Below are 23,855 nucleotides of genomic sequence, written 5' to 3' on the forward strand. Positions count from 1 at the left end.
GCGCCGTTCGGGCCGAGGAGGGAGAAGATCGTGCCCTCCGGGACGGCCAGGTCGACACCGTCCAGGACGGTCTTGTCGCCGTAGGACTTACGCAGTCCGGTCGCCGCGATGGCCAGGTTCGTCATGATCGGTGCTCCTCGGAGAGTCAGAGGCCGCGGGCGACGATGTCGCCGTGGGAGGTGGTGGCGCGGATGGTCAGGCCGGCGGTGCCGTCGTTCCTGAGCGCGTTGTCGATCCGGCCGTAGCCGGTGCTGGCGTCCAGCGCGGCCGAGACGCCGGCGGCGGCCGCGACCGAGATGTCGCCCAGCTGGGTGGTCAGGACGACCGACCCGCGCACCGCCTGGGCGATCCGGATGTCGCCCTTCTGGGTGCTGATCTGGGCGGCGCCGCCCAGCCGGCCGACCTCGACGTCGCTGTCCATCGCGGTCAGCCGCACGCTGGCGGCCTCGTCGATCTTGACCGCGCCCTGCGCGCCCTCGAAGACGACGTCACCCAGGCGGCCGACGGCCCGGAACTCGGCGCTGGCGGCCTTGGCCTCGACGCGGGAGTCGGCGGGCAGCTTGACGGTGACCTCGATGGATCCGGAGGGGCCGAAGTACTGGTTCTCCGCCGCCGGGGCGTCGATCCGCAGGACGCCGTCGGCGTACTCGACGGTGGTCTGCTCCGCCGCCTTCACGTCGCGGCCCTTCGAGGCGTTCGCCGGCAGTACCTCGACGGTGGTGTCGGCCCGGTCGGCGGCGATGAACCTGATGTGCCCGGCGGGGACGTCGAGCACGGCGGAGATCGGGGCGGGGGTGTCGAACGTGTGCATCGTGGGCTCCTCTTGTGGTCTTCGTTTCCGGCAACGGAAAAGCTACGTTGCATTCATGGATCTGGCAATGAAGATGTTGCGCTCTGATCGAATAGATACAGGTCAAGGCCCTGATTTCATTGCAACGAGTCTGGGGGCAACGCAACAGGCGAGCGCTCTTGCGTTGCAATGGATCGAGGGTGAACGCTATGCTGCGGGCACCTGAGGAGTACGAAGGAGACCGCGATGCCCGGAGGCAGGCTCACCCAGCAGGAACGTCAGCAGATCGCGCTGGGCCTGGCCGACGGCCTCGCCTACGCGGAGATCGCCAGGCGCCTCGACCGCCCCACCTCGACGGTCACGCGTGAGGTGATGCGCAACGGCGGCCCCACCGCCTACCGCGCCGACCTGGCGCACCGGGCCACCGAACGTCGCGCCCACCGGCGCGGGCGGGCCGTGCCCCGCGGGCCGCAGTCTCCCTCGGGGGGCGACGGCCGCGACGCCGAGGCCGTGCGTGAGTACGAGGAGTCGTTCGCCACGCTCTTCATGCAGCAGGGCCTGCCGAAGATGACGGCCCGGGTGCTGGCCGCCCTCTACGTCACCGACGCGGGCAGTCTCACCGCGTCCGAGCTCGCCCAACGCCTCGGGGTCAGCCCGGGGTCCGTCTCCAAGGCGATCACCTTCCTGGAGGGCCTGGACCTCATCCGCCGGGAACGGGACGAACGCCGCCGTGAGCGCTACGTCGTCGACAACGAGCTCTGGTACCAGTCGACGCTCATCGCCGCCCGGTCCCAGGCCCAGCTCGCCGAGGTCGCACGGCAGGGCGTCGCCATCCTCGGCCCCGACACCCCGGCCGCCGTCCGCCTCGAGAACATCGCCCGCTTCGTCGACTTCATCGGCGAAAGCATCACCCGCGCCGCGGAACAGGCCCGCGACATCCTCTACGCGACGCCGGCGACACCCTCGGACGGCGCCGCCACGTCAGGCGCGGACGGCGCATAGCCAACCGTCCCGACGGGCCATCTCGGTAGGGACGTTGAGGAACGCGTTCGGGGCGCAGCGGGCGAACGGCTCCGCGTGGCCACTGTCCAGGCGGCTTCCGGAGTCGAAGAAGGAGTAAGCGTGAGCTTGGGGGCGCGGTCGCTCCGGAGCCGGCGCGGCTGCCGCACGACGTCGCGTTCGGCCGCCGCCCTCCCGCGTGACTCGCCTGCCGAACCGGAACAGAGCCGTGGCCGGGAGGTCATCATTCCGACCGGTCGCCATTATGGTCGGTATGGAGTCCGTCCCCCATCACCCGCAACGGTCGCGCTGACGTCATGCTCATCTCCGTGGCGGAGTACCGGTCGATGCAGGAGACCCTCGAAATCCTCAGCGACGACGAGACGCTGGCCGATTTGCGCGCCTCCCGTGAGGAGTTCGCCTCGGAGGACGCCTTCAGTTCCGACGACGTCCGCGCGGAACTGGAACGTCGCCGGAGCAAGGCTGTGTGAGTACCGCACCATCAGAGCCGACCGACCCGTACGCAGTCCTCCGAGATCCACTCGATCCGGCACCGCCGCCACGTCTACCGCACCTGACTGTCCGGGCGAGGACGATGAACTACAGCCGCTGGAAGCTTGCCGGGGCACATGGTGTCACCGAGAGGCGTGTCGAGCCGCCGGAGGTCGAGGCGGAGCGGGAACAGATCCGGTTGTTGATGGCTCTTGGCCAGGCGGTTCATGACCGTCGCGTGACCATGGCGCTCCCCGAGGACGAGCTGGCGGATCGGCTCGGCGTCACGGTCGACGAGGTCGAAGGCGTCGAGTTGGGTGATCCGGACACCTTCCGTCCGACGTCGCTTGACTTGTTGGCGCGGGCGCTGGAGGCCCGTGTCGACCTGCGGGTGGTGCCGGGTGGGGAGGCCGGGTGACGTTCTCGGCAGAGGCCGCCGCCTGACGTCGGTGGCGGCGGCTACCCGCCGGCAGGAAAGACCACCGGCACCGGCAGCCGTAGCCAGGCCGCCGTTTCCGCCGTGTCGTGGGTCATCGGGTCGTGGAGCACGGACATCGCCGTGCGACCGGGTCTTGGGTTTCGCGATGCGAGAAACGAGCGCTCTTTCTGTGGAATGGGCGGAGGGTTTGAACCCACCCTCCCGCGCCCTGGACTGCGCCGATTACGTCATGTGGCGCATTGGACACAGATGACCCCAACGGCGTAACGTGCGGCACAGCGGACAAAAAACGAGCCCCGCCGGTGTTCTCAGCACCGGGCGGAGCTCTGACCACGAAGATCTCCAAGGAAAGAAAAGGACCCTGTGGCTGTGACCAATCCTAGCCCTGTTACGTCCTCCGCCGCACACCCGATGGCACGCTCCGGCTACGGAAAGCGTTCGGCCCCCGGTCAACGGCCCCGCACCGCACACGACTTCGAGCACCTTCACTGGCGCGACGCCGCCATTGCCGGCCACATCGACCGGCTTCCCGAGGGGGCGGACATCTCCATCAAGGGCCTGGCCGGCCAGCTCACCTTCGGGCAGATGGCGGTCTCCACCTCACTGCGCCGCCTCTCCGAGGCCGGACACCTGCGCCGGGTCAGCGAGCGCGATAACGGCGCGACGCAGTGGGTCACCCGGACCTACTTCTCCCGCACAGCGCGCGACGACGCCTGGTGGGAGACGTTTCTCGGCGGGGGACAGCGGCCAAAGGACGAGAAGCCGGTCCGCTCCCGCGCCTACACCGCCCTCGCTCGGCTCGGCGAGGCCGATCCTCGCATGCTGCTCTCGGCCCGTGACTGTGCCGAGTTGGAGAAGCTGGCCGCGCCCTGGTTCGAACGAGGCGTGACCGAGCAGCAGTTCTGGCACGCGCTCACCGCCGGGCTGCCACGGGAGGTCTTCTCCGCCCGCGGGATCGCCCACCGCCGGCTCACGGAGAAGCTACCGCCCGACCCAGTACGGCCGCCGGCCGAGCCCTCCGTCCAGCGGATCCTCGAATGCACGGTCTGCAACGCCCCTGGCCGCCCCGCGGCTCTGCCCGGTGGGCTCTGTCGCCCTTGCCGAGGCGAGCCGGCCCTGCCGCCGGAGCAGCCACGCGTGAACGTGAGCTCGCACGCCGCCAGGATCCGCGCAGTGCTGCACGCGGGCCGCGGCCGTCGGCCGGCCGTCGTCTGAGAGGAAGTAACCTGTTTCGATGGTGGACGTGGGGGTCAGCGAGTTGCGGCGGAGCCGCGATCGCCTCACCAAGCAGGGGGAGGCCGCCGAGCAGGCGGGGGAAGTGGCGGTCGGTGGCTTGCTGCTCTTCTACGCCGCCGAGTGCGCCTTGAAGGCCGAGGTGCTGCGTTGGGTTCTGTGTCGCCAGGACACCTCGGCTCTATCCGGTGATTTGAGGACGCACAACCTGCGCGGCCTGGCCAAGGCCTTGAACCTGCCGCCTCCCCCACCTGGGCAGCCGGACCCGTTGCGCTGCCGTCGACACAAGGGAGGCCCCTGGGTCGAGAGCCACGACCTGCATGAGGCATGGCGCTATGGTGCGGAACTGCGTGCGAATGATCAGAAGGCGGCGTTGGAAGCCTTGAAGTCACTGGTGAAGGACGCCAGGAAGGGATCTTGAGCGCTATGGCTGGCAAGCTCTTCACCTGGGTGGACATCGATTCCCGACTTGCGGAGGCGGCCGTAAGGGGTGAGTGGCCCAGCTGGCTGCTGGAGGTCGACGCCTGGTGGGACGGGGTGGAGCTCACGGTTCGCCCGAACGCGGCGTCAGCTGACGTCCGCGCGTGGTTGGATCGTCAGTTTGGACTGGGATCGACCATCGAGGGGGAAGACGGTCTTGAACTACCCCTGGACCGTCCCGCCGGCCTTGCCTCAGAGGCACTTCCCGTGCGGCTGGTCGAGCAACCGGACATCCGCATGGTCGCGCGTCGCCCGAGGCTCAGCGAACGCCGTGTCACCTCGGCGCTGACAGAGCCCCTTCCACGCCCGGAATCGTCACGGTTCGCGGGAGACACTCAGCTCACCGCCTTCCACTCCTTCAAGGGGGGCGTTGGGCGCACACTGCACGCCGTGGCGCTGGCTGACCGGCTCGCGTTCGAGGGACAGCATGTGCTTCTGGTGGACGCGGACCTGGAGGCGCCAGGGATCACGTGGATGTACCAGGCCCAGGGGGGACGCTGCGACATCGCATACGAGGACCTCCTGGCCCTCCTGCACTCCTCCAGGAGGGGAGATCCCAGCCAGGCGGTGGAAATCGCCGCAGCCCATCTGCCCAATCAGCGGGTCTCGCGGTACCCGGGGACCGGCCGTGTGACAGTGCTACCTGCCAGTCGGCGCAGACATCTCGGTCCGCCACGGGTGGGGCCTGCCGACCTGTTGACCGAGGACCGTTCGCCGTACTTCCTCAGTGAGTCCCTGGCGGCCCTCGCGGTCGCCGCGGAGGCCAGCACCGTCGTGCTGGATCTCCGGGCCGGGGCTTCTGAGTTGGCCGCTCCGATCCTGTTGGATCCTCGGGTGACGCGAGTGTTCGTCACGACGATCAGCAGCCAGTCGCTTCGCGGCACCGAGACCATGATCCGGCAGTTGGGCACGCAGTCACCCGCGGTGGCAGGGACGGACCCCACTCCAGGCGCGATCGTGACGCAGTACCGGCTCGACGTCCATGACTCGCACGCCGAACAGGCCCGCAGCAGGCTCTCGGCGTCGCTGGCATCCACGATCGCCTTGCCTCGGACGGCCGCCGACGAGTACGGGCTGGAGGAGTTGGCCATTGACGAGCAGGTTCTCACCAAACCCGTGCTCAGCCCGTTCCGCGAGGAATTGTTGGCGCTGCCGTCGTCCTGGGACGCGGTGGTGGAGGTCATCAGGCGTTGTGGTCTGCCTGGCCTACTGGGCGAATTTGCCTCAAGCGGGCAATCCACGCCTCCGCCCCGCCCTGAGGGGCGGGTCACTTTGCACGGCCGCCGGCGCGCTCTCGAAAGCACAGCACGTCGACTTGTCTTCGCCGAGCGCAGTGGCATGGATGCTGGGCTCGGGTTCCTCACCACCGAGCCGGTGCGACGTCTGATCGCGGATCACAGCACCGATCTCCCGGTGACAGTCGTCGTGGGTGCGAAGGGCTCGGGCAAGACATTCACCTATGCCCGGATGTGCGCAAGGGGGACCTGGGAGGAGTTCGCTCGGGAGAACGGACAAGATGTCGCGCGGCCCGCCTTGGTGGTGCCTGTCCTGGATCCGGCGAATGTTTCGATCCAAACCGGCGTGACGTCGCCGCAGACGCTTCGAGACCGTGCGGCAGGCGGAGACGGCGTCACCGCGGACGAGATCCGGAGCCGACTCAACGCCGGTCTGCGTGACGAGCGTGCTGACGACCCCGAGTTCTGGCGGCTCCGATGGTTGGAGTGCCTGGCATGGTCAGCCGGCGCAGGCAGGGGCGTGCCCGCCGAGGACTTCCTGATCAATCGGACGTTGGAGGCGTCCGGTGCCTGCCTCTTCGTCATCGACGGGTTGGAGGACTGGCTCGAGTCGGTGGACCGGGAATCGAAGCGCATCGCGCTGCGGACTCTGCTGATGGACATTCCCGCATGGCTCAGCCGGCTGCGTCACCGTACGCTCGGCCTCGTGGTCTTCGTACGTCAGGACCTTGTGCGCTCGGCGATCAGGCAGAATCTCGGCCAGTTTCTCGACCGCTACGCGCCCTATGAGCTGCGCTGGGACACGGAGGACGCCCTTCGGCTCGCCCTCTGGGTGGCGACCAGCGCCGAGGCCGTAGAGTCCCCCGTGGTTCCGATCGCCGACATGGGCTACGACGAGATCGTCACGTCGCTCCTACCTCTCTGGGGCGCGAAGCTCGGAATGGACAACTCACGCGAGGCGCGGACCGAGCGCTGGGTTCCTGCGGCCTTGTCGGACTTCAATGAACAGACTCAGGCCCGGGATGTCGTCCGCTTCCTCTGTGAGGCGGCGAGCGCCTCGGTCGGAGACGAGCGCTGGCCCGACCGAGTCCTTACTCCGGCGGCCATGCGCAGCGCTCTGGGCGCCTGCAGCCGTGCCAAAGTCGAGGAGATCAACCAGGAGAATCCGCGTCTCGGAAGGCTCCTTCGGGACATGTCAACTTACTCGGAATCGGTCAGGATGCCCTTCGACGCCGCGGACGTAGCACTGTCGGCCGATGATGTGGAGACTCTGGAGCAGTGGGGCGCGCTGGCCCGAGACGCCGACGGCCGCTATCGCATGCCTGAGATCTACCGTCATGAACTCGGTTTCCGCACGCAGGGCAGGGCCCGGGTGGTCCGGGGCCTCTGAAGAGGAGACACCAGGCCCGCCCCCGCTCAGCCGCGCGGTGCCGCCTCGTCGCCGGGCGGCGGGAAGACCACCGGCACCGGTAGCCGTAGTCGGGCGGCCGTCTCCGCCGTGTCGCGGGTCATCAGGTCGTGGAGGGCGGACATGGCCGTGCGGCCGAGTTCGGCGCCGTCGACGTCGATGGTGGGCATGGTGGTGAGGCCGAGCGCCGCCGCGACCTGGCGTTCGATGGTGATGGCCATGCCGTCGGGGACGGCGACGCCGCGGGCGCCCAGGGCGAAGACGATGCCGAGGCCGAGCGCGGTGGCGTAGGGGATGACGGCCGTGGCGCCGCTCTCGGCGAGGGCCGGGGCGATCTCGGTGCCGGCGGCGAACGTCGGCGGCATGGGGTCGAAGATGGCCAGCTCGGCGAGGCCGGCGGTGGCCGCCCTGACGGCGGCTATCCGCTGCTCGTTCTGCCAGGAGCGGTTGGAGCCGCCCACCAGGGCGATCCGCTGGTGGCCGCCCCGGATGAAGTGGCGGGCGACGGCGGCGAAGGCCGTCGCCGTGTCGGCGATCACGGAGGAGACGCCGGCGATCTCGCGGTCGACGAGGACCGTCGGCTTGAGTTGGCAGGCGGCCAGCGTGCGGGACTCGGAGCCGAGCGGGGCGGTGAGCAGGAAGCCGTCGACCTGGGCGGAGAGCTGGGTCAGCGAGTCGAGGTCGGAGTCGTCGCGCAACGCGTTGACCACGACGGTGAGTTGGAGTCCGGACTCGGCGGCGCGGTGCTGGGCGCCGCCGATGATCGGGGTGAAGAACGCGTTCTCCAGGGTGGGGACGACCACCGCGACGATCCCGGTGCGGCCGCGCGCCAGCGCGGTCGCCGCGCGGTTGGGGACGAAGCCGAGCCGCTCCGCGCTCTGCCGGACCCGCAGCACCGTCTCGGGGGCGACCAGGGCGGGCCGGGAAAGGGCTCTGGAAGCCGTGGACTTGGAGACGCCGGCGGCCCTGGCGACGTCGTCGAGCGTTGGCACCGGACTCCTCAATCGTGTGCGGGTGATCTTACCCAGGGTGAAGGGCGCTCGGGGACTTTTACAAAGAGTTAATAACGCCCCCTGTACGCGGCACCGCTCAGCAAACTACTGTCACCGCAACCGGTTGCGCAACCGGTTGTGGACACAGAGAGCAACCCAGAGAGCTACCCAGGACACACTTTGATCCGATCGCGCCGAATAGCGCTCGCGCTGCTGCTGCCCGGGCTCGCGCTGCTCGTGGGAGGCGTCGTCGCGCCCTCCCTCGTGATGCTGCTGTCGCCACCCCGGGTGGAGACGGGCGAAGTCCTCGACCGGCTCGGCCGGATGCTCAGTGACCCCTACGACCTGGAGATCATCTGGCGCACGCTCCGCGTCGGCCTCGTCGTCACCGCGATCTGCGTGCTGCTCGGCTTCCCGACCGCCTACCTGCTGGCCCGCTCCCGGTCCCGCTGGGCCGGGCCGCTGCTCGCGCTGGCGATCTTCCCGCTGCTGCTGAGCAACGTGGTGCGCACCTACGGCTGGCTCGTGGTGCTCGGCAGCAACGGCGTGGTCGGGCGGGCGATCACCGCCCTCGGCATATCCGACGAGGCGCCGCAGCTGCTCTACACCGAACTCGCCGTCGTCCTCGGCCTGGTGCAGCTCTTCCTGCCGCTGGCCATCGTCACCTGTTACTCGGCCGTCGCCCAGGTCGACGCCGGCCTGGACGACGCGGCGCGCGGGCTCGGCGCCGGCCGGACCAGGACGATGTGGAGCGTGGTGATCCCGCTGTCCATGCCGGGCATCGCGATGGCCGCCACCCTCGTCTTCGCCGGCGCCGTCACCGCCTACACCACGCCCTACCTGCTGGGCGGCTCCCGGCAACGGATGCTCTCCACCCAGCTGTACAGCTACTCCGGCGTCACCCTCGACTGGGCCGCGGCCTCCGCGACGGCGATCGTGATGACGGTGCTGGTGCTCCTGGTCTACGTCGCCTCCACCCTCGCGAGTCGGAAGGGGCAGATCAGGTGAAGCGCCGAAGCCCCGTAGCCGCGGCCCTCGCCGTGCTCGGCTACATCGTGATGATCGTGCCGATCCTGTTCGTGGTCGCCACCGCGTTCACCGAAGGCGAGACCCTGCGCTTCCCGCCCGAGGGCTTCTCGACGCGCTGGTTCGAGGAGGCCACCAGCTACCAGCCGTTCACGGACGCCCTCGTCTCCAGCCTCCAACTCGCCGCGCTCTCCACGGCGGTGGCCCTCGCCGTCGGCATCCCCGCCACGCTGGCGATCATGCGCGGCCGGCTGCCCGGCAAGTCCCTGGTCGAGGGGTTGTTCCTGTCCCCGCTGGTGCTGCCCGAGCTGGTGGTCGGCCTCGCCCTCTTCCAGCAGCTGATGCTCCAGATGAAGCTGGACAACTTCCAGGCGCTGCTCATCGGCCACACCGCCCTGCTGCTGCCGTACACCGTGCGTGTCACCGGCGCCTCGCTGGTGCTCGCCGACCCGGCGCTGGAGGAGGCGGCCCGCGGCCTCGGCGCCTCGCCGCTGCGGACCTTCTTCGCCGTGACGCTGCCGGTGCTGCGGCCCGGCATCATCTCGGCGGCGCTGCTGAGCTTCGTCACCTCCTTCAACAACGTGCCGATCTCGCTGCTGCTCCAGTCCCGCGACTTCCGCACCCTGCCCGTCACCATGCTCGACTACGTCCAGCAGAACTACACGCCGATCATCGCCGCGATGTCCACGCTGCTGCTCGCCGGAACCGTCGTGCTCGCCCTTGTCGCCGAACGCGTCCTGGGCTTCGCCCGCATCTTCGGAGGTATCAACCGATGACCACCGCCGCCGAGTTCGTGGGGGTCAGCCGGCACTTCGGCGACTTCACCGCCGTCGACTCGATCGATCTCACCATCCGCGAGGGCGCCCTCACCACGCTGCTCGGGCCGAGCGGCTGCGGCAAGACGACGTCGCTGCGGATGCTCGCCGGCTACCTGGAGCCGTCGGCCGGAACGATCAGGATCGGCGGCGAGGACCACACCGCCACGCCGCCCGAGAAGCGCGGCCTCGGCATGGTCTTCCAGTCCTACGCGCTCTTCCCGCACATGACGGTCGCCGCCAACGTCGGCTTCGGGCTGAAGCTGCGCAAGGTGGCCAAGCCCGAACGGAACCGGCGGGTCGCGGAAGCGCTGGAACTGGTCGGGCTCGGCCACCTCGCCGACCGCCGGCCCAAGGCGCTCTCCGGCGGCCAGCAGCAGCGGGTGGCGCTGGCCCGCGCCATCGCCATCCGGCCGCGGCTGCTGCTGCTCGACGAGCCGCTGTCCAACCTGGACGCCCGGCTGCGGGTGCAGATGCGCGGCGAGATCCGCCGCATCCAGGCGGAGACCGGCCTCACCGTCGTCCTGGTCACCCACGACCAGGAGGAGGCCCTGGAGATGTCCGACCACATGGTCGTGATGAACGCGGGCCGGGTGATGCAGCAGGGCGCGCCCGAGGAGCTGTTCCCCGCGCCCGCCAACCGGTTCGTGGCCGAGTTCCTCGGCTACGAGAACTTCCTCACCCTGCCCGGGCGTGGCCTGGTGACGGTACGGCCCGAGCTGCTGACCGTCACGACCGGCGACGCGGCGGGCGGGGAGACCGCGGTCTCCGCGACGGTGCGGGCGATCGCCTACCGAGGGGTGGAGGTCCGCGTCTCGCTCGACGCGAAGGAGACCGAGGGCGACACCACGCCGCTGGTCGCCTCGCTGCGGGGCGACGAGCTCACCCCCGAGGACCGCGCCGCGCTGACTCCGGGAGGCAGGGTGACGGTCTCCGCGCGCCCCGACCATCTGGTGCCGCTCGCCGGCTGAAGCCTTCAGTACACGCACGAACGGAGCACGACCCCATGAACGTGAAGCGGACGAGACGACGGTTGCCCAGGCTGGTCGCGGTGGGCGCCGGCGTGGTGGCCACCACGCTGACCCTGAACGCCTGCGGCTCCGACTCGTCGGACGACGCCGGCTCCGGCGGCGAGGGCGGGAACGGCCTGGAGGGCGCCACCATCGTGGTGTCCACCTTCCCCTTCGGGCAGGAGGACTTCGAGGCCAACATCGTGGAGCCGTTCGAGGAGGCCACCGGCGCCACGGTCGAGATCGAGAGCGGCAGCAACGCCGACCGGCTCACCCAGCTCCAGCTGGCGGCCGGGGACCCGGGCATCGACGTGATGCTGATCTCCGACACCTTCGCGGCGCTCGGCCAGGACCAGGGCCTCTTCCAGGAGTTCGACGCGGAGGACGTGCCGAACCTGGACGCCATCGCGGACTTCGCGGTCGACGACGCCTACGCGGGGCCGGCCTACACCTACCAGCTCAACGGCGTCCTCTACCGGACGGACGAGCTGAGCGCCGAGGAGGCCGCCGACTGGGGCACCTTCGGCGACCCGGCGCTGGCCGGCAGGGTCGCGCTGCCGGACATCTCCGCGACCGCCGGGCAGTTGACGGCCTCCGGCATCGGCACCCAGTTCGGCGACGGCCCCTACGACATGGACACCGCGTTCTCGACGATGGGCGAATGGGCGCCGGACGTCCTGCAGTTCTACAGCTCGACCACCGAGGTCACCAACCTGATCTCCCAGGGCGAGATCGCGGCCGTGCCGACGATCAGCGCCTTCGTCCCGCCGCTGATCGCGGCCGGCGAGCCGGTGAACTGGGTGCCGCCGGCCGAGGGCCGCTACATGGCGACGAACCGGCTGATGATCCCGGACGGCGCGCCGAACGCCGAGGGCGCCTACGCCTTCATCGACTACATGCTGTCGGCCGAGGGACAGCAGGCGAGCGTGGAGTCGGACCTGCCGGTGAACCCGGAGGTGGCGCCGTCCGAGACGTTCGCGGAGCTGATGGGCGAGGCGGCGACCGACCCGGTCGCGGCCGGCTACGAGACGCTCGACCCGCAGCAACTGGTGGACAACCGCACCGAGTGGGTGGAGCGGTTCGCCCGTGAGGTCTCCGGCGGCTGAGCCGGGTCCCTTCCTTCCCCACGTATCACCCCCACCCACAGACGCCCGGGCCGGCGACGCGGAGCTGCCCTCGCCGGCCCGGGCATTCCACTTCCGTAAGTGAGCCATGTCTGAGACACCGCACGACGTCGACCTCGAGTACCTGGCGCGGATGCCCAAGGCGGACCTGCACGTCCATCTGATCGGCACCACGCGGGCGTCGACCTTCGCCGAACTCGCCCGCCGCGCGGGGCTCGACCTGCCGGCCGAGCCGGAGGCCATCTGGCGCGACATCAACTCGCTGCCGCCCGACCCGGAGTTGTACCGGAACACCCGGATCCCGGTGCCGCAGGAGCGGGCGCCGGACGAGCCGGAGGTCTCCTACTCCCTCTTCAGGGCGAGCGGTTGGGTGGAGGAGGCGCTGCGGGACGCGGACGACTTCACCCGGATCACCTACGAGGCGTTCGAGGACGCGCACCGCGGCGCCGTCCGGCACCTGGAGCTGCACGTGGACGACGTGCCGCCGCGGCTGGCCGGGTTGGGCTTCGCCGGGATGGTCGAGGCGTGCGCGGAGGGCATCCGGCTCGCGGAGCGCGACTTCGGGATGACGGGCCGGCTGATCGGCTCGATCGACCGCAGCAAGGACGCCGACTGGGCGCTCGACTACGTGCGGCGGGTGGTGGCCGTGGAGCACGAGTACCTGGCGGGCATCGGCCTGGTCAACCTGGAGGTCGCGGGCCCGCCCGAGCGGTTCGCCGAGGCGTACCGGCTGGCGGGCGAGGCGGGACTGCGCCGCACGGCGCACGCCTCGGAGCACGCGCCGGTGGCGGTGAACACCGTGACCTGCCTCGACCTGTTGGGCTGCGACCGGATCGACCACGGCTACTACGTCCTGGAGGACGACGCGGTGGTGGCGCGCTGCCGGGACGAGGGCGTGCCGTTCACCGTCATCTCCACCACGTCGCGCCGCTCCTGGCGGCCGTGGCGCCGCGCGTCGATCGCCGCGATGCTGGACGCCGGCCTCAACGTGATCCTGGCCTCCGACGACCCCGGCATGTTCCCGACCAGCCTCGTCGGCGAGTACCGGATCGCGGCCGAGACGATCGGCGTACCACGGTCCAGGCTGCGGCAGATGGCCCTGAACTCCATCGACGCGTCCTGGCTGCCGCCCACCGAGAAGGCGACGGCCCGCGCCAGGTTCGAGTCGGAACTGGCCGCGCTGGACGCGGAGTTCGCTACGCGGTAACGCGGTGACGCGGTGACGCGGTGCCGCTGCGCGGCGAAGCCGCGAAGCGGCGGAGCGGCTGGCGGCCGTAGCCACGGCGCGGCGCCGGCCTGCGGCCGGCACCGCGCCGTGCCCTCCGCGCGGGTGCGGAACGGCCTGGCGGCCGGCCCGGCGCGTGACGGCCGTCGCGGCAGGGGCCGGTCGGTGTCCACCGTCAGTCGCTCGACGCGTGGCGCGCGGCTGCGGGCGGAGTTGTGCGCTCCGCGCGGGTGCGTAAGTGGTCTGGCGGCCGGTCCGGGTGGGCCGGTGCCGTGCGCTGGGTCGGTGCGTGACGGCCGTCGCGGCAGGGGCCGGCCGGTGTCTGCCGTCAGCCGCTCGACGCGTGGCGCGCGAGTGTCGGCCACCGCGCCCGCCGCGCGGCTGCGGATGCCGCGTCGCTGGCTCCGCGCGGAGAGTGCCGGGTCAAGGCGCCGCGGCACCGCCCCGACCGCCCGCCCCGGAGCGAGGTCTGCTGGGTGAGGGCGCCCCACGCCACCGCCCCGCCCGCCCGGCTGGGGCGGCGGCGGGGCCGGCACCCCGTGCCAGCGATCCGCCGGTCGGTCCGCGCGAAGCGCGGCCGCGGAAGCGCCGCGCCGCCTGCGTCGTGGGTGGCCAAGCCCTCGGCAGGGGTCACGCGTCGCGTGACCACAGGCAGAGGCCGCCCGCCGAGAGCAGCAGGGTGAGGGTGGCGAAGGCGGCGCGGACGGTGTTCCAGGTGGTCCAGCGGGGGCTGTAGTCGGACCAGGTGCCGCCCGCGGCGAGGGCGTCGTTGAGCGGCACGTTGACGGCCGCGGTCGGCAGGAAGGTGCCGAGCAGGTAGACCACGGCGGCGAGCAGGAAGGCCCAGCCGGCGGCCCGGTGGCCGAGCCACAGCAGCAGGCCGCCGGCCGCGCCGGCGGTCAGCGGCACGGTGGTGAAGGCGGAGAGGAACAGCGGGTTGAGTATCCGCTCGTTGACGCGGCGCATGGCGTCGGCCGCCGCCTCGGGGTCGAGCGAGTCGAGCCCGGGCATCACGGCCACCGAGAAGCCGAGGAAGAGGCCCGCCATGGCGCCCGCCGTGAGGAGTGTCAGGACGGCGGCGACGAGGGCGACCGGCGCGGTCGCGGCGGGGGCGGCGGTGGTGATCGACATGCCCCGAGTCAACGGCCCGGCACCGCCCGGCGGCCATCGTCGAGCGACGCACCCGCATAAGCGGTCGTCTCACCCGGGGCCTGCCTGAGGTGGTTGTAGACCGTGGCCCGGGAGACGCCGAGGATCTCGCCCAGGGTGGGGACGGCGTGCTTGACCTGGAGGAAGCCCCGGTCCCTGAGGTCGCGGACCAGTTCCCGCTTGTCGGCGGCGCGCAGCCCGCGCGGGCTGACGCTGCCCCGGGCGGTGGCGAACTCCGCCGCGGCCGAGCGTAGTTCGTCGAGGGTGCGGGCGCGCAGGGTCTCGGCCGGCGGGCGTTCTTCGGCCTCGGTGCGGGCCAGCGCGGTCAGGGCGGCGGCCGCGGCGCCGAGGGCGGAGACGTCCAGGTTGAGGCAGATGGCGGCGACGTAGGCGCCGCTGCTGTTGCGGATGCCGATGGAGGTGCTCTTGGCGGGGCGGCCGTCGGGGAAGCGGTTGGGGTAGTTCTGCAGGACGTCGGGGAAGTCCGGGTCCTGGATCCTGGCCAGGCCGATCTCGGTGGCCGGGTCGCCGACGACGCGGCCCGAGAGGCCGCTCTCGATGGCGCGGACCGCGTGCTCCGGGTCGCGCAGGTCGTGCAGCACCACCTCGCACAGGCCGGGGAACATCCGGCCGATGGCCGTCACGATCTTCTCGGCCTCGCGCAGCAGCAGTTCGTCCTCGGACAGCGGGTCCCTCACGCGCCGCTCCCGGGGGCGAGGAGGCGGCTCACCAGGTGGGGTGCCTTGAGGCCGCTGCCGGTGAGGACGACCACGGTCGTCTCGCCGGGACGGATCGCGCCCCGCGCGCGGAAGGCGTCGACGGCCGCGGCGGCGGTGGCGCTCGTCGGTTCGGCGTAGAGGCCCGCGGCGGCGAGCCGGCGGACGGCGGCCGCGATGTCGGGTTCCGGGACCGCGACGGTGTCGCCGGCGGAGCGGCGGATCGCGGCCAGCACCTCAGGGGCTCGCACGGGCTCCCGGATGGCGGCGCCCTCGGCGATGGTGGGCGCGAACGCCGGCCGGTCGGCGCCCTGGTACGCGGCGTGCAGCGGCGCGCAGTTGGCCGGCTGGGCGACCAGCAGTCGGGGGCGGCGGGCGATCCCTCCGGCGGCGAGCAGCTCGCCGAAGCCCAGGTCGCAGCCGAGCACCAGGCTGCCGGCGCCGGCCACGGTCACGACGGCGTCGGGGGCGGTGAAGCCCAGGTCCTCCCACAGCTCGTAGGCGATGGTCTTGGTGCCCTGGAGGAAGTACGGGTGCCAGTTGTGGCTCGCGTACGGGGTGTGGGCGGCGCGGCGCAGGGCCTCCGCGGCGGTGGCGTCGCGGTCGCCCGGGACCTCCTCGACCTCGGCGCCGTAGGCGCGGGTCTGCAGGACCTTGGCGGGGGAGGTGCCGGCGGGCACCAGGACGCGGGCGCGGATGCCGGCGGCCGCGCAGTAGGCGGCGACCGAGGCGCCGCCGTTGCCCGAGCTGTCCTCGATCACCTCGGTGACGCCCGAGGCGGCCAGATGGGAGACGAGCACGCTGACGCCGCGGTCCTTGAAGCTGCCGGTGGGCGCGAACCACTCCAGCTTGAAGCGGACGTCCGTGCCGCCCCAGTCCCCGGCGACCAGCGGGGTGCGGCCCTCGCCGAGCGAGACCGGCCGCGCCACCTCGGGCAGGGCCGCGCGGTAGCGCCACAGTGAGCGCTCGGCGGCGTCGACATCGGCCGGCCCGATGCCGGGCAGCGGGGCGACGGTCAGCGGCGCCCCGTCGTCGCCGCGCCACCGGTCGGGGGCGATGGCGTACGTCCGACCCGACCGCTCGTCGAGATAGTGCGCCACGGCGCCCCCAGCGGAAGTTAGAAGATCCGACCAACTCTGGACAGTCTGTCCAGAGCGGCGCGGGGCGTCAACCCGCGGGCACATTGGGGAAATCCTGTGAGAAAGCGAAGGGCGGTGCCCCGGCGCACACCCAGCGCCGTGACACCGCCCGGTCCCGGAACGGGAACGAGGACTACTGCCCGCGGATGCCGCTCTCCAGGGAGGAGTCGGTCTCCTCCATGGCGTCGGCCGCGGTCTCCAGGAAGCCGCCCATGCCCTCGAGGCCCCCGAGCATCTCCCGGGCGCCGTTGACGAACTCGGTGAACGACTCGCCGAACGCCCGGCCGGAACGCGCCGAGTAGCCGTCCTCGATCAGGCCCTCGATGAAGGAGCGCAGCTCGTCCAGCTTCGCGTCCATGTTCGTGTACTCGGTCTTGAGCCGCTGGGCAGCGGACCTCATCTCCTCATACGTGATATTCAGGTCGGCCACGAAGACCCCCTCCTCGATGCTGCGGAGGCGCGTCCCCCCGCGGATTTGCGTATGCCTGGCGTGGCGCCCCGACTTCCGGTGGCGGCAACGCTGGTGGCAGCCTACGTCCGGGAGGCACGTGCCGACACCCCCGGTCAAGGGGTCGTCCCGTGCGCCACGGTCACCAGCCTGGACGCGGTGCGGGCCGTGGCGGTTGCAGTGGTGCACGCCCGAATCCCGTCGACGCGGGGGATGCAATTATGGGCATGTCCACTGCGGACAGGCAGGCAACGTAGGACAAAGGGGAGGAGCGCCGTGCGTCTGACGCTTACCGTCGTCGACCCGGTCGGGGGACACGCCGCGGACGCGGTGATCGACGCGGACGCCGAGACTCAGCTCGCCGATCTGGCGCCGGAGTTCGCGCAGGCCGTGGGGTCCGGCGGCTACGGTGGCGAACCCGTTCACCTCTTCGTGGGCGGCCAGTACCTCGAACCCTCGCTCACCCTCGGCCAGTCGCCGTTGCGCGAGGGCAGTGTGGTCAGCCTGCACAACGCCAACGGCTGTTGGCCCGGCGAGCCGGCCGGCGTCGTCGAACTGCGGATCGTCGGCGGCCCGGCGGCCGGCGCCGTGCACCGCGTCGGCCACGGCAAGATCGAGGTCGGCAGCGGACAGAACACGCACGTCCGGGTCCAGGACCCGAGCCTCCCGGAACGCGCCTTCACGCTGCGCGTCGCGGCCGACGGGACGGCCAAGGTCACGGTCTACACCGAGAACCAGCCGCTGCTCGACGGCGAGCCCTTCGTCCACACCGAGGGCGACCGCGCCGACTGGAAGCTCGGCAAGCAACTCTCCATCGGTGACTCGCTGTTCGAGCTCACCCCGTACTTCCCGCCGGACGCCGCGCTCAAGGTCTCCGAGGACGGCGTCGGGCTCGACTACAACCGGCCGCCGCGACTGCTGCCGCCCGAGCGGGAGACCAAGTTCAACCTCCCCCGCCCGCCAGGCGAGCGGGAACGCCGGCCCATGCCCTGGCTGATGGCCCTGCTGCCGCTCGTCGGCGCCGTCGCCATGGCCTCCTTCACGGGCCGCTGGATCTTCCTCATGATGGCGTTCCTCAGCCCCGTCATGCTGCTGTCCAACTACTTCATGGACAAGAAGCGCGGCCGCATCACGCACGCCCAGAAGGTCGCCGAGTACAACGAGCGCAAGGCCAGGATCGAGGCCGACGCCAGGGCCGCGCTGATCGCCGAGCGCTTCGCCCGCCGGCACGCCGCGCCCGACCCGGCCACCGTCCTCGCCCAGGCCACCGGCCCCCGCACCCGCCTCTGGGAGCGCCGCCGCACCGACAACGACCACCTGCTGCTGCGCGTCGGCACCGCCGAACTCGACTCGGAGGTCATGCTCAACGACCCCGAGCAGGACGACCACAAGCGCCAGGTGCTGTGGAAGATCGCCGACGCGCCCATCACCCTGCCGCTGCGGACCCTCGGCGTCGTCGGCTTCGCCGGCCAGGGCGACACCGCGCGGGCCCTCGCCCGCTGGGCGGTCGGTCAGATCGCCGTCCTGCACAGCCACGTCGACGTCCAACTGTTCGTGCTCACCGACGGCTCGGGGCAGCACAGCTGGAACTGGGTGCGCTGGCTGCCGCACGCCCGCCCGCTGCCCGAGCAGAACACCAACGTGCTGGTCGGCACCGACGCCGAGACCGTCGGCGCCCGCATCGCCGAGCTGACCGCCCTGCTCGACGCCCGGCAGAAGGCCCGCAAGGAGGCCCGCAGCAAGGGCCAGACCACGTTCAAGGACCCCGACATCGTCGTCGTCTTCGACGGCTCCCGACGGATGCGGTCGCTGCCCGGCGTCATCCGGCTGCTCACCGAGGGGCCCGAGGCGTCCATGTTCGCCATCTGCCTGGACGACGAGGAGCGGTTCCTGCCCGGCGAGTGCCAGGCCGTCGTCGTCGCCGAGCCCGACCCGAACAAGGCCGCCACCACAGGACCGCGCCAGGCCGGCTACGCCACCGGCTTCCACACCTTCCTCGCCGCGCCCGCGATGGGCGGCCAGCCCGGCGCCCCCGGCGTGGACCAGCCCGTCGGCTCCACCCTCACCCAGGTCGCCGACCGGCTGCGGGTCGAGCAGGCCGGCGCCTGGCGGATCAGGGGCGTGCGTCCCGACTGGGTGCTGCCCGAGTGGTGCGAGCTGCTGTCCCGTTCGCTCGCCCCGATCCGCGACATCAGCGGCGAGTCGGAGGACGCGGCGCTGCCCTCCGCCAGCCGGCTGCTCGACGTCATCGAGATGGAGCCGCCCACCGCGGGCGCCATCGCGGCCCGTTGGCGGCTCGGCGGCCAGTCGACCGAGGCCGTCATCGGCGAGTCCTACGACGGCGCGTTCGCGATCGACCTGCGTCGCGACGGCCCGCACGGCCTGATCGCCGGCACCACCGGATCCGGCAAGTCCGAGCTGCTGCAGACCATCGTCGCCTCCCTCGCGGTGGCCAACACGCCCGACAACATGACCTTCGTACTGGTCGACTACAAGGGCGGCTCCGCGTTCAAGGACTGCGTCCAACTGCCGCACACCGTCGGCATGGTCACCGACCTCGACAACTACCTGGTGGAACGCGCCCTGGCCTCGCTCGGCGCGGAGCTCACCCGCCGCGAGCACATCCTGGCCGGCGTCGGCGCCAAGGACATCGAGGACTACCAGGACCTGGCCCGCCGCAACCCGGGCAGCCTGGCCCCGCTGCCCCGACTGCTCATCGTCATCGACGAGTTCGCCTCGATGGTCCGCGAACTGCCGGACTTCGTGAAGGGCCTGGTCAACATCGCCCAGCGCGGCCGCTCGCTCGGCATCCACCTGCTGCTCGCCACCCAGCGGCCGAGCGGCGTCGTCTCGCCCGAGATCCGCGCCAACACCAACCTCCGGATCGCGCTGCGCGTCACCGACGGCAGCGAGTCCACGGACGTCATCGACGCGCCGGACGCCGGCTTCATCGCCAAGTCCACGCCCGGACGCGCCTACGTCCGCCTCGGCCACGCCTCGCTCGTGCCGTTCCAGTCGGGACGCGTCGGCGGCCGCCGTCCGGGCGCCGTCGACACGTCCGTCTCCCGGCCCTGGATCGGCCGACTCGACTGGCACGACCTGGGCCGCGCCCAACTGCGCCGCCCGCCGGGGCAGAAGGCCGAGGAGGAGGAGATCACCGACCTCAAGGTGCTGGTCGACGCCATCATCGAGGCCGACCACCAGCTCGGCTTCCCCAAGCAGCACAGCCCCTGGCTGCCCGCCCTCCCCGAGAAGGTGCTGCTCGCCGAACTCGAACACCCCGTCCCGGCCGGCGCCCTGCGCGCCGCCCCGTTCGGCGTCGAGGATCTGCCCGACCAGCAGGCCAGGCGCCCGCTGGCCATCGACTTCAAGACCTTCGGCCACATGCTGGTCGGCGGCCAGCCCCGCAGCGGCCGCTCCCAGCTGCTGCGCACCATCGCCGGCTCGCTCGCCTGGGTCCACTCGGCGGTCGACGTGCACATCTACGGCATCGACTGCGGCAACGGCGCGCTCAACGCCCTCACCAAGCTGCCCAACTGCGGCGCCGTCGTCAGCCGCACCCAGGTCGAGCGGGTCCGCCGGCTGCTGCGCCGGCTCCGGCAGGAGCTCGACCGCCGCCAGGAGATGCTGGCCAGGGACGCGCTCGCCGACATCAGCGAGCAGCGCGCCACCGCCGCCCCGGAGAACCGGCTCGCGCACATCGTGGTGCTGCTCGACCGCTGGGAGGGCTGGGGCAACACGCTGGGCGAGATCGACCACGGCGCCCTGACCGACGAGCTGTTCACGCTGATGCGGGAGGGCGCCAGCGTCGGCATCCACCTGATCATCGCCGGCGACCGCAGCGTGCTCTCCGGCCGGATCGCCACCCTCACCGAGGAGCGGTACGCGCTGCGGCTCCCCGACCGCGGCGACTACAGCGGCGTCGGACTCACCGCCCGCAAGGTCCCGGAGAACATCCCGGACGGCCGCATGATCCGCAACCAGGCCGGCACCCAGATCCAGGTCGCCGTGCTCGCCGACGAACTGTCGGGCCAGGCCCAGGCCGCGGCGCTGGAGTCCATCGGCGCCTGGGCCACCGAGCGGGACGCGGCCGTGCCGCGCGCCAAGCGGCCGCTGCGGGTCGACGTGCTGCCCAGCCGGCTCACCTTCGAGGACGCCTGGGAGATGCGCGACCCGGAGGCGTCTGAGTCCCGGCTCTGGGGCCTGGTCGGCGTCGGCGGCGACGAACTCATGGGCTACGGCCCCGACCTGGGCCAGGGCACCCCGGCGTTCATCGTCGCGGGACCGGCCAAGTCCGGCCGCTCCACGGTGCTGACGATGCTCGCCAAGTCCTACCTCAAGCGCGGCGTCCGGCTGGTCATCGCCGCGCCCCGGCCTACGCCGCTGCGCGACCTCGCGGGCCAGGAGGGGGTGTTGCAGGTGTTCACCGGCGACAACCTCACCAACAAGGAGGTCCGGGAGGCGATGAGCACCTCCTCACTGGCCGACCCGATCGTCTTCATGATGGACGACGGCGAGGACCTGCGCCGCTGCGACGCCGGGGACGAGCTGAAGACCATCCTCAACCAGGGCGCGCAGCTGGGCCGTTACCTGATCCTCGGCGGTGACGAGGGCGACCTGGGCGGCGGCTTCTCCGGCTGGCAGGTCGACGTGAAGAAGTGCCGGCGCGGCGTGCTGCTCTCGCCGAGCACCCATCGGGTCGGCGAACTCATCGGCGCCAAGCTGCCGCGCAGCGCGGCCGTCGAACAACCCACCCCCGGCAAGGGCATCCTCCACCTCGGGGACGGCACGCCCTTCACCGTCACCACCCCCGCGCCGTAGGCGCGGACCGCACGAGAGAGGCCCGCCGGTCGGCTCAGCCGCAGCCCGTCAACTCGCGCAGCGCGTTGCGGGCGTGGGTGAGCTCGGCCAGGCGGGCCTCGACCTGCCGGAGCTGCGCGGCTATCAGGTCCGCCACCGCGCCGTTCGGGGGTTGACCGCTGTCGCGGATCGTCAGGACGTCGCGGATCTCGGCCAGGCTGAGCCCGGCGGCCTGCGCGCCCCGGATGAAGACCAGCCGGTCGGCGCTCTCCGGCGGGTAGTCCCGATAGCCGGAGGGGGTGCGCGGCGGTTCCGGGAGTAACCCGGCCCGCTCGTAGAACCGGATGGTCTTGGCGGTCACCCCCGCCGCGTGTGCCAGCGTGCCAATGCGCATGTCTTCAAGCATATGGACGTGACAAGAGCCGGTAATCGGCCAAGCCGAGCCCTGACCGGGCGGCCCCGAGAGCTCAGCTGAGCTCGGCCGTTGCCAGGAACTGGGTGGCCGCCAGCTCCGCGTACAGCGGGGATCCGGCGACCAGTTCCCGGTGGGTGCCCACCGCCTGCACCCGGCCCGCGTCCATCACCACGATCCGGTCCGCCGAGGTCACCGTGGACAGTCGGTGCGCCACCACGAGCACCGTGGTGTCCCGCGCCACCTCGGCCACCGTGTCCCGCAGCGCCGCCTCGTTCACCGCGTCCAGCTGCGAGGTGGCCTCGTCGAGCAGCAGCAGCCGAGGCCGGCGCAGCAGGGCGCGGGCTATCGCCACCCGCTGCCGCTCGCCGCCCGACAGCTTGGTGCCGCGGTGCCCGACCACGGTGTCAAGACCGTCCGGCAGCCGGGCCACCAGGCCGTCGAGACGCGTGGTCCGCACGGCCTCCCGCAGCGCGTCCTCGTCGCTCTCCGGCGCGCCGAACAGCAGGTTCTCCCGCAGCGTGCCGGAGAGCACCGGCGCGTCCTGCTCCACGTAGCCGATGGCGGCCCGCAGCTCGACCAGGTCCCACTCGGCCACGTCCACACCGTCCACCAGCACCCGTCCTTCGGTGGGGTCGTAGAAGCGCTCGATCAGCGAGAAGACGGTGGTCTTGCCGGCGCCCGACGGGCCGACGAACGCCGTCAGGCCGCGCGGCGGGACGACGAAGTCGACGCCGTGGTGGATCTCCGGCAGCTCGGGCCCGTAGCGGAACCGCACGCCCTCGAAGGTGACCGAGGCCGGCGCCGCGCCGGCCGGCACCGGGCGCGCCGCGCCACGGGGCGCCGGCTCGGCCGGCAGCGCGGCCACCTCCTGGATCCGGCTGATCGCCGCCGCGCCCACCTGGTACTGCGTGACCGCCTGTACGACCTCCTGGATCGGCGCCATCAGGTAGAAGACGTAGAGCAGGAAGGCCACCAGGGTGCCCACCGAGATGGCGTCCGTGGCCACCCGGGCGCCGCCCACCGCCAGCACCGTGATGAACGCGAACTGCATGGAGAGGCCCGCCGTGTTCCCGGCCAGCGCCGACCACTTGGCGGCCCGCACGCTCTCCCGCCAGGACGCCTCGGCCGCCCGGCGCACCGTCTCCTCCTCGCGCTCCTCGGCGCCCGACGCCTTGACCGTGCGCAGCGCGCCCAGCACCCGCTCGAGCGCCGCGCCCATCTGCCCCACCGACTCCTGGGCCCGCTTGCTCGCCCGGTTGATCGCCGGCACGATCAGCCCGATGACGACGGCGGCCAGCGTGATCACCGCGAGGGTGACGCCGAGCAGCACCAGGTCGACGAAGCACATCATCACCAACGTGGCGACCAGCGTCAGTCCGCCGGTGCCGAGCCCGACCAGCGAGTTGGTGGTCATGGCGCGCAGCAGCGTGGTGTCCGAGGTGGCACGGGAGAGCAGGTCTCCCGGCTCGGTGCCGTCCACCGCCGAGACCCGCAGCCTGATCAGGAAGCCGACGAGCGAACGGCGGGCGGTCAGCACCACCGACTCCGCGGTGCGCTGCAGCACGTAGGAACCCAGGGCGCCCACGCCCGCGTTGGCGAGCACGAGCACGCTCATCAGCAGCAGGGCCGCGCCGATCGGACCATCATCCGACAGGTTCTCGATCAGGCTCCTGGCGACCAGCGGCAGCGCGAGCCCGGTGGCGCTGGTGACCAGCGAGAGCAGCGCGCCCGCCAACAGGGCGCCGCGGTGCGGGCGGACGTAGTCGAGCAGCACCCGCCAGGCCGGCGGGCCGCTGGCGGCGTCGGCCGGCGGGGCCAGGGGTACGGTCGCGTCGTCGGTGCTCGGGGTGGCCACGGGCGAAGCCTCTCAGATCGGGGGCGCTCACCACCCCACCATTTTTTGAAGACGCGGCTTGCACG

Annotated in this window: 20 protein-coding genes and 3 pseudogenes; 14 read left to right on the plus strand and 9 right to left on the minus strand. The window is 71.7% G+C overall.

Annotated features, from left to right (window positions below):
- Together ACFWI8_RS19305 and ACFWI8_RS19310 are read right to left on the minus strand one after the other, a co-directional pair.
- Positions 1-125 (minus strand): annotated as a pseudogene (locus tag ACFWI8_RS19305) (ABC transporter); the annotation flags it as partial.
- Positions 126-145: 20 nt separating this feature from the next.
- Positions 146-811 carry a DUF4097 family beta strand repeat-containing protein gene (locus ACFWI8_RS19310; RefSeq protein ID WP_387092809.1) on the minus strand — a complete coding sequence of 222 codons (666 nt, stop codon included), beginning with the start codon at positions 809-811 and terminating at the stop codon, positions 146-148.
- Between the two features lie 55 nt (positions 812-866).
- Between ACFWI8_RS19310 and ACFWI8_RS19315 the strand changes: the two genes are divergently transcribed.
- The 8 genes and pseudogenes from ACFWI8_RS19315 to ACFWI8_RS19350 all read left to right on the plus strand — a co-directional run bounded on the left by ACFWI8_RS19315 (position 867) and on the right by ACFWI8_RS19350 (position 7,058).
- Positions 867-1,016, plus strand: coding sequence for a hypothetical protein (locus ACFWI8_RS19315; RefSeq protein WP_387092812.1), 150 nt, complete (start codon positions 867-869; stop codon positions 1,014-1,016).
- Positions 1,017-1,036: 20 nt separating this feature from the next.
- A pseudogene (locus ACFWI8_RS19320) lies at positions 1,037-1,234 on the plus strand (helix-turn-helix domain-containing protein); the annotation flags it as partial.
- 123 nt (positions 1,235-1,357) lie between these two features.
- Positions 1,358-1,792, plus strand: a pseudogene (locus ACFWI8_RS19325) (MarR family transcriptional regulator); the annotation flags it as partial.
- Between the two features lie 287 nt (positions 1,793-2,079).
- Positions 2,080-2,280 carry a type II toxin-antitoxin system prevent-host-death family antitoxin gene (locus ACFWI8_RS19330; RefSeq protein ID WP_387093007.1) on the plus strand — a complete coding sequence of 67 codons (201 nt, stop codon included), beginning with the start codon at positions 2,080-2,082 and terminating at the stop codon, positions 2,278-2,280.
- Between the two features lie 104 nt (positions 2,281-2,384).
- Positions 2,385-2,699 (plus strand): transcriptional regulator, encoded by a 315-nt coding sequence (locus tag ACFWI8_RS19335; RefSeq protein ID WP_387092815.1) that lies wholly within the window; start codon positions 2,385-2,387, stop codon positions 2,697-2,699.
- 390 nt (positions 2,700-3,089) lie between these two features.
- Positions 3,090-3,935 (plus strand): hypothetical protein, encoded by an 846-nt coding sequence (locus ACFWI8_RS19340; protein ID WP_387092818.1) that lies wholly within the window; start codon positions 3,090-3,092, stop codon positions 3,933-3,935.
- Positions 3,936-3,954: 19 nt separating this feature from the next.
- The gene (locus ACFWI8_RS19345; protein ID WP_387092821.1) at positions 3,955-4,374 is read left to right on the plus strand and encodes a hypothetical protein; all 420 of its coding nucleotides are present in this window, start codon (positions 3,955-3,957) and stop codon (positions 4,372-4,374) included.
- 5 nt (positions 4,375-4,379) lie between these two features.
- Entirely contained in the window at positions 4,380-7,058 is a 2,679-nt protein-coding gene (locus tag ACFWI8_RS19350; protein ID WP_387092824.1) for a KGGVGR-motif variant AAA ATPase, read from the plus strand.
- Between the two features lie 26 nt (positions 7,059-7,084).
- Here the strand turns inward: ACFWI8_RS19350 and ACFWI8_RS19355 are convergent, their stop codons facing one another.
- A complete protein-coding gene (locus ACFWI8_RS19355) occupies positions 7,085-8,068 on the minus strand; it encodes a LacI family DNA-binding transcriptional regulator (protein WP_387092826.1) in 984 nt (327 codons plus the stop codon).
- 180 nt (positions 8,069-8,248) lie between these two features.
- Here ACFWI8_RS19355 and ACFWI8_RS19360 point away from each other — a divergent pair, with 180 nt between their 5' ends.
- From ACFWI8_RS19360 to ACFWI8_RS19380, 5 genes are all read left to right on the plus strand, one after another.
- Positions 8,249-9,076 (plus strand): ABC transporter permease, encoded by an 828-nt coding sequence (locus ACFWI8_RS19360; protein WP_311596738.1) that lies wholly within the window; start codon positions 8,249-8,251, stop codon positions 9,074-9,076.
- Positions 9,073-9,870 (plus strand): ABC transporter permease, encoded by a 798-nt coding sequence (locus tag ACFWI8_RS19365; RefSeq protein WP_387092830.1) that lies wholly within the window; start codon positions 9,073-9,075, stop codon positions 9,868-9,870. The genes ACFWI8_RS19360 and ACFWI8_RS19365 overlap by 4 nt, the downstream gene beginning before the upstream one ends.
- Positions 9,867-10,880, plus strand: a complete 1,014-nt coding sequence (locus ACFWI8_RS19370) for an ABC transporter ATP-binding protein (RefSeq protein WP_387092833.1) — start codon at positions 9,867-9,869, stop codon at positions 10,878-10,880. The genes ACFWI8_RS19365 and ACFWI8_RS19370 overlap by 4 nt, the downstream gene beginning before the upstream one ends.
- A gap of 35 nt (positions 10,881-10,915) precedes the next feature.
- Positions 10,916-12,025, plus strand: a complete 1,110-nt coding sequence (locus tag ACFWI8_RS19375) for an extracellular solute-binding protein (RefSeq protein WP_387092835.1) — start codon at positions 10,916-10,918, stop codon at positions 12,023-12,025.
- 106 nt (positions 12,026-12,131) lie between these two features.
- On the plus strand, positions 12,132-13,250 hold the full coding sequence (locus ACFWI8_RS19380) for an adenosine deaminase (protein ID WP_387092838.1): 1,119 nt from the start codon (positions 12,132-12,134) through the stop codon (positions 13,248-13,250).
- Positions 13,251-13,898: 648 nt separating this feature from the next.
- Here the strand turns inward: ACFWI8_RS19380 and ACFWI8_RS19385 are convergent.
- The 4 genes from ACFWI8_RS19385 to ACFWI8_RS19400 all read right to left on the minus strand — a co-directional run bounded on the left by ACFWI8_RS19385 (position 13,899) and on the right by ACFWI8_RS19400 (position 16,702).
- Positions 13,899-14,399 carry a DUF1772 domain-containing protein gene (locus ACFWI8_RS19385; RefSeq protein WP_387092841.1) on the minus strand — a complete coding sequence of 167 codons (501 nt, stop codon included), beginning with the start codon at positions 14,397-14,399 and terminating at the stop codon, positions 13,899-13,901.
- An 8-nt stretch (positions 14,400-14,407) separates the two neighbouring features.
- Positions 14,408-15,115 (minus strand): transcriptional regulator, encoded by a 708-nt coding sequence (locus tag ACFWI8_RS19390; protein ID WP_387092844.1) that lies wholly within the window; start codon positions 15,113-15,115, stop codon positions 14,408-14,410.
- On the minus strand, positions 15,112-16,233 hold the full coding sequence (locus ACFWI8_RS19395) for a pyridoxal-phosphate dependent enzyme (RefSeq protein WP_387092846.1): 1,122 nt from the start codon (positions 16,231-16,233) through the stop codon (positions 15,112-15,114). The genes ACFWI8_RS19390 and ACFWI8_RS19395 overlap by 4 nt, the downstream gene beginning before the upstream one ends.
- Positions 16,234-16,405: 172 nt before the next feature.
- Positions 16,406-16,702 carry a WXG100 family type VII secretion target gene (locus tag ACFWI8_RS19400; protein WP_387092849.1) on the minus strand — a complete coding sequence of 99 codons (297 nt, stop codon included), beginning with the start codon at positions 16,700-16,702 and terminating at the stop codon, positions 16,406-16,408.
- Positions 16,703-16,996: 294 nt separating this feature from the next.
- Between ACFWI8_RS19400 and ACFWI8_RS19405 the strand changes: the two genes are divergently transcribed.
- Positions 16,997-21,541, plus strand: a complete 4,545-nt coding sequence (locus ACFWI8_RS19405) for an FtsK/SpoIIIE domain-containing protein (protein ID WP_387092852.1) — start codon at positions 16,997-16,999, stop codon at positions 21,539-21,541.
- A 34-nt stretch (positions 21,542-21,575) separates the two neighbouring features.
- Here the strand turns inward: ACFWI8_RS19405 and ACFWI8_RS19410 are convergent, their stop codons facing one another.
- Positions 21,576-21,914 carry a heavy metal-responsive transcriptional regulator gene (locus ACFWI8_RS19410; RefSeq protein WP_132929423.1) on the minus strand — a complete coding sequence of 113 codons (339 nt, stop codon included), beginning with the start codon at positions 21,912-21,914 and terminating at the stop codon, positions 21,576-21,578.
- A 73-nt stretch (positions 21,915-21,987) separates the two neighbouring features.
- Entirely contained in the window at positions 21,988-23,790 is a 1,803-nt protein-coding gene (locus tag ACFWI8_RS19415) for an ABC transporter ATP-binding protein (protein WP_387092856.1), read from the minus strand.
- Positions 23,791-23,855: the final 65 nt, after the last annotated feature.

Source organism: Streptomyces sp. NPDC127098, from assembly GCF_042722465.1.
Classification (GTDB): Bacteria; Actinomycetota; Actinomycetes; order Streptomycetales; family Streptomycetaceae; genus Streptomyces; species Streptomyces millisiae.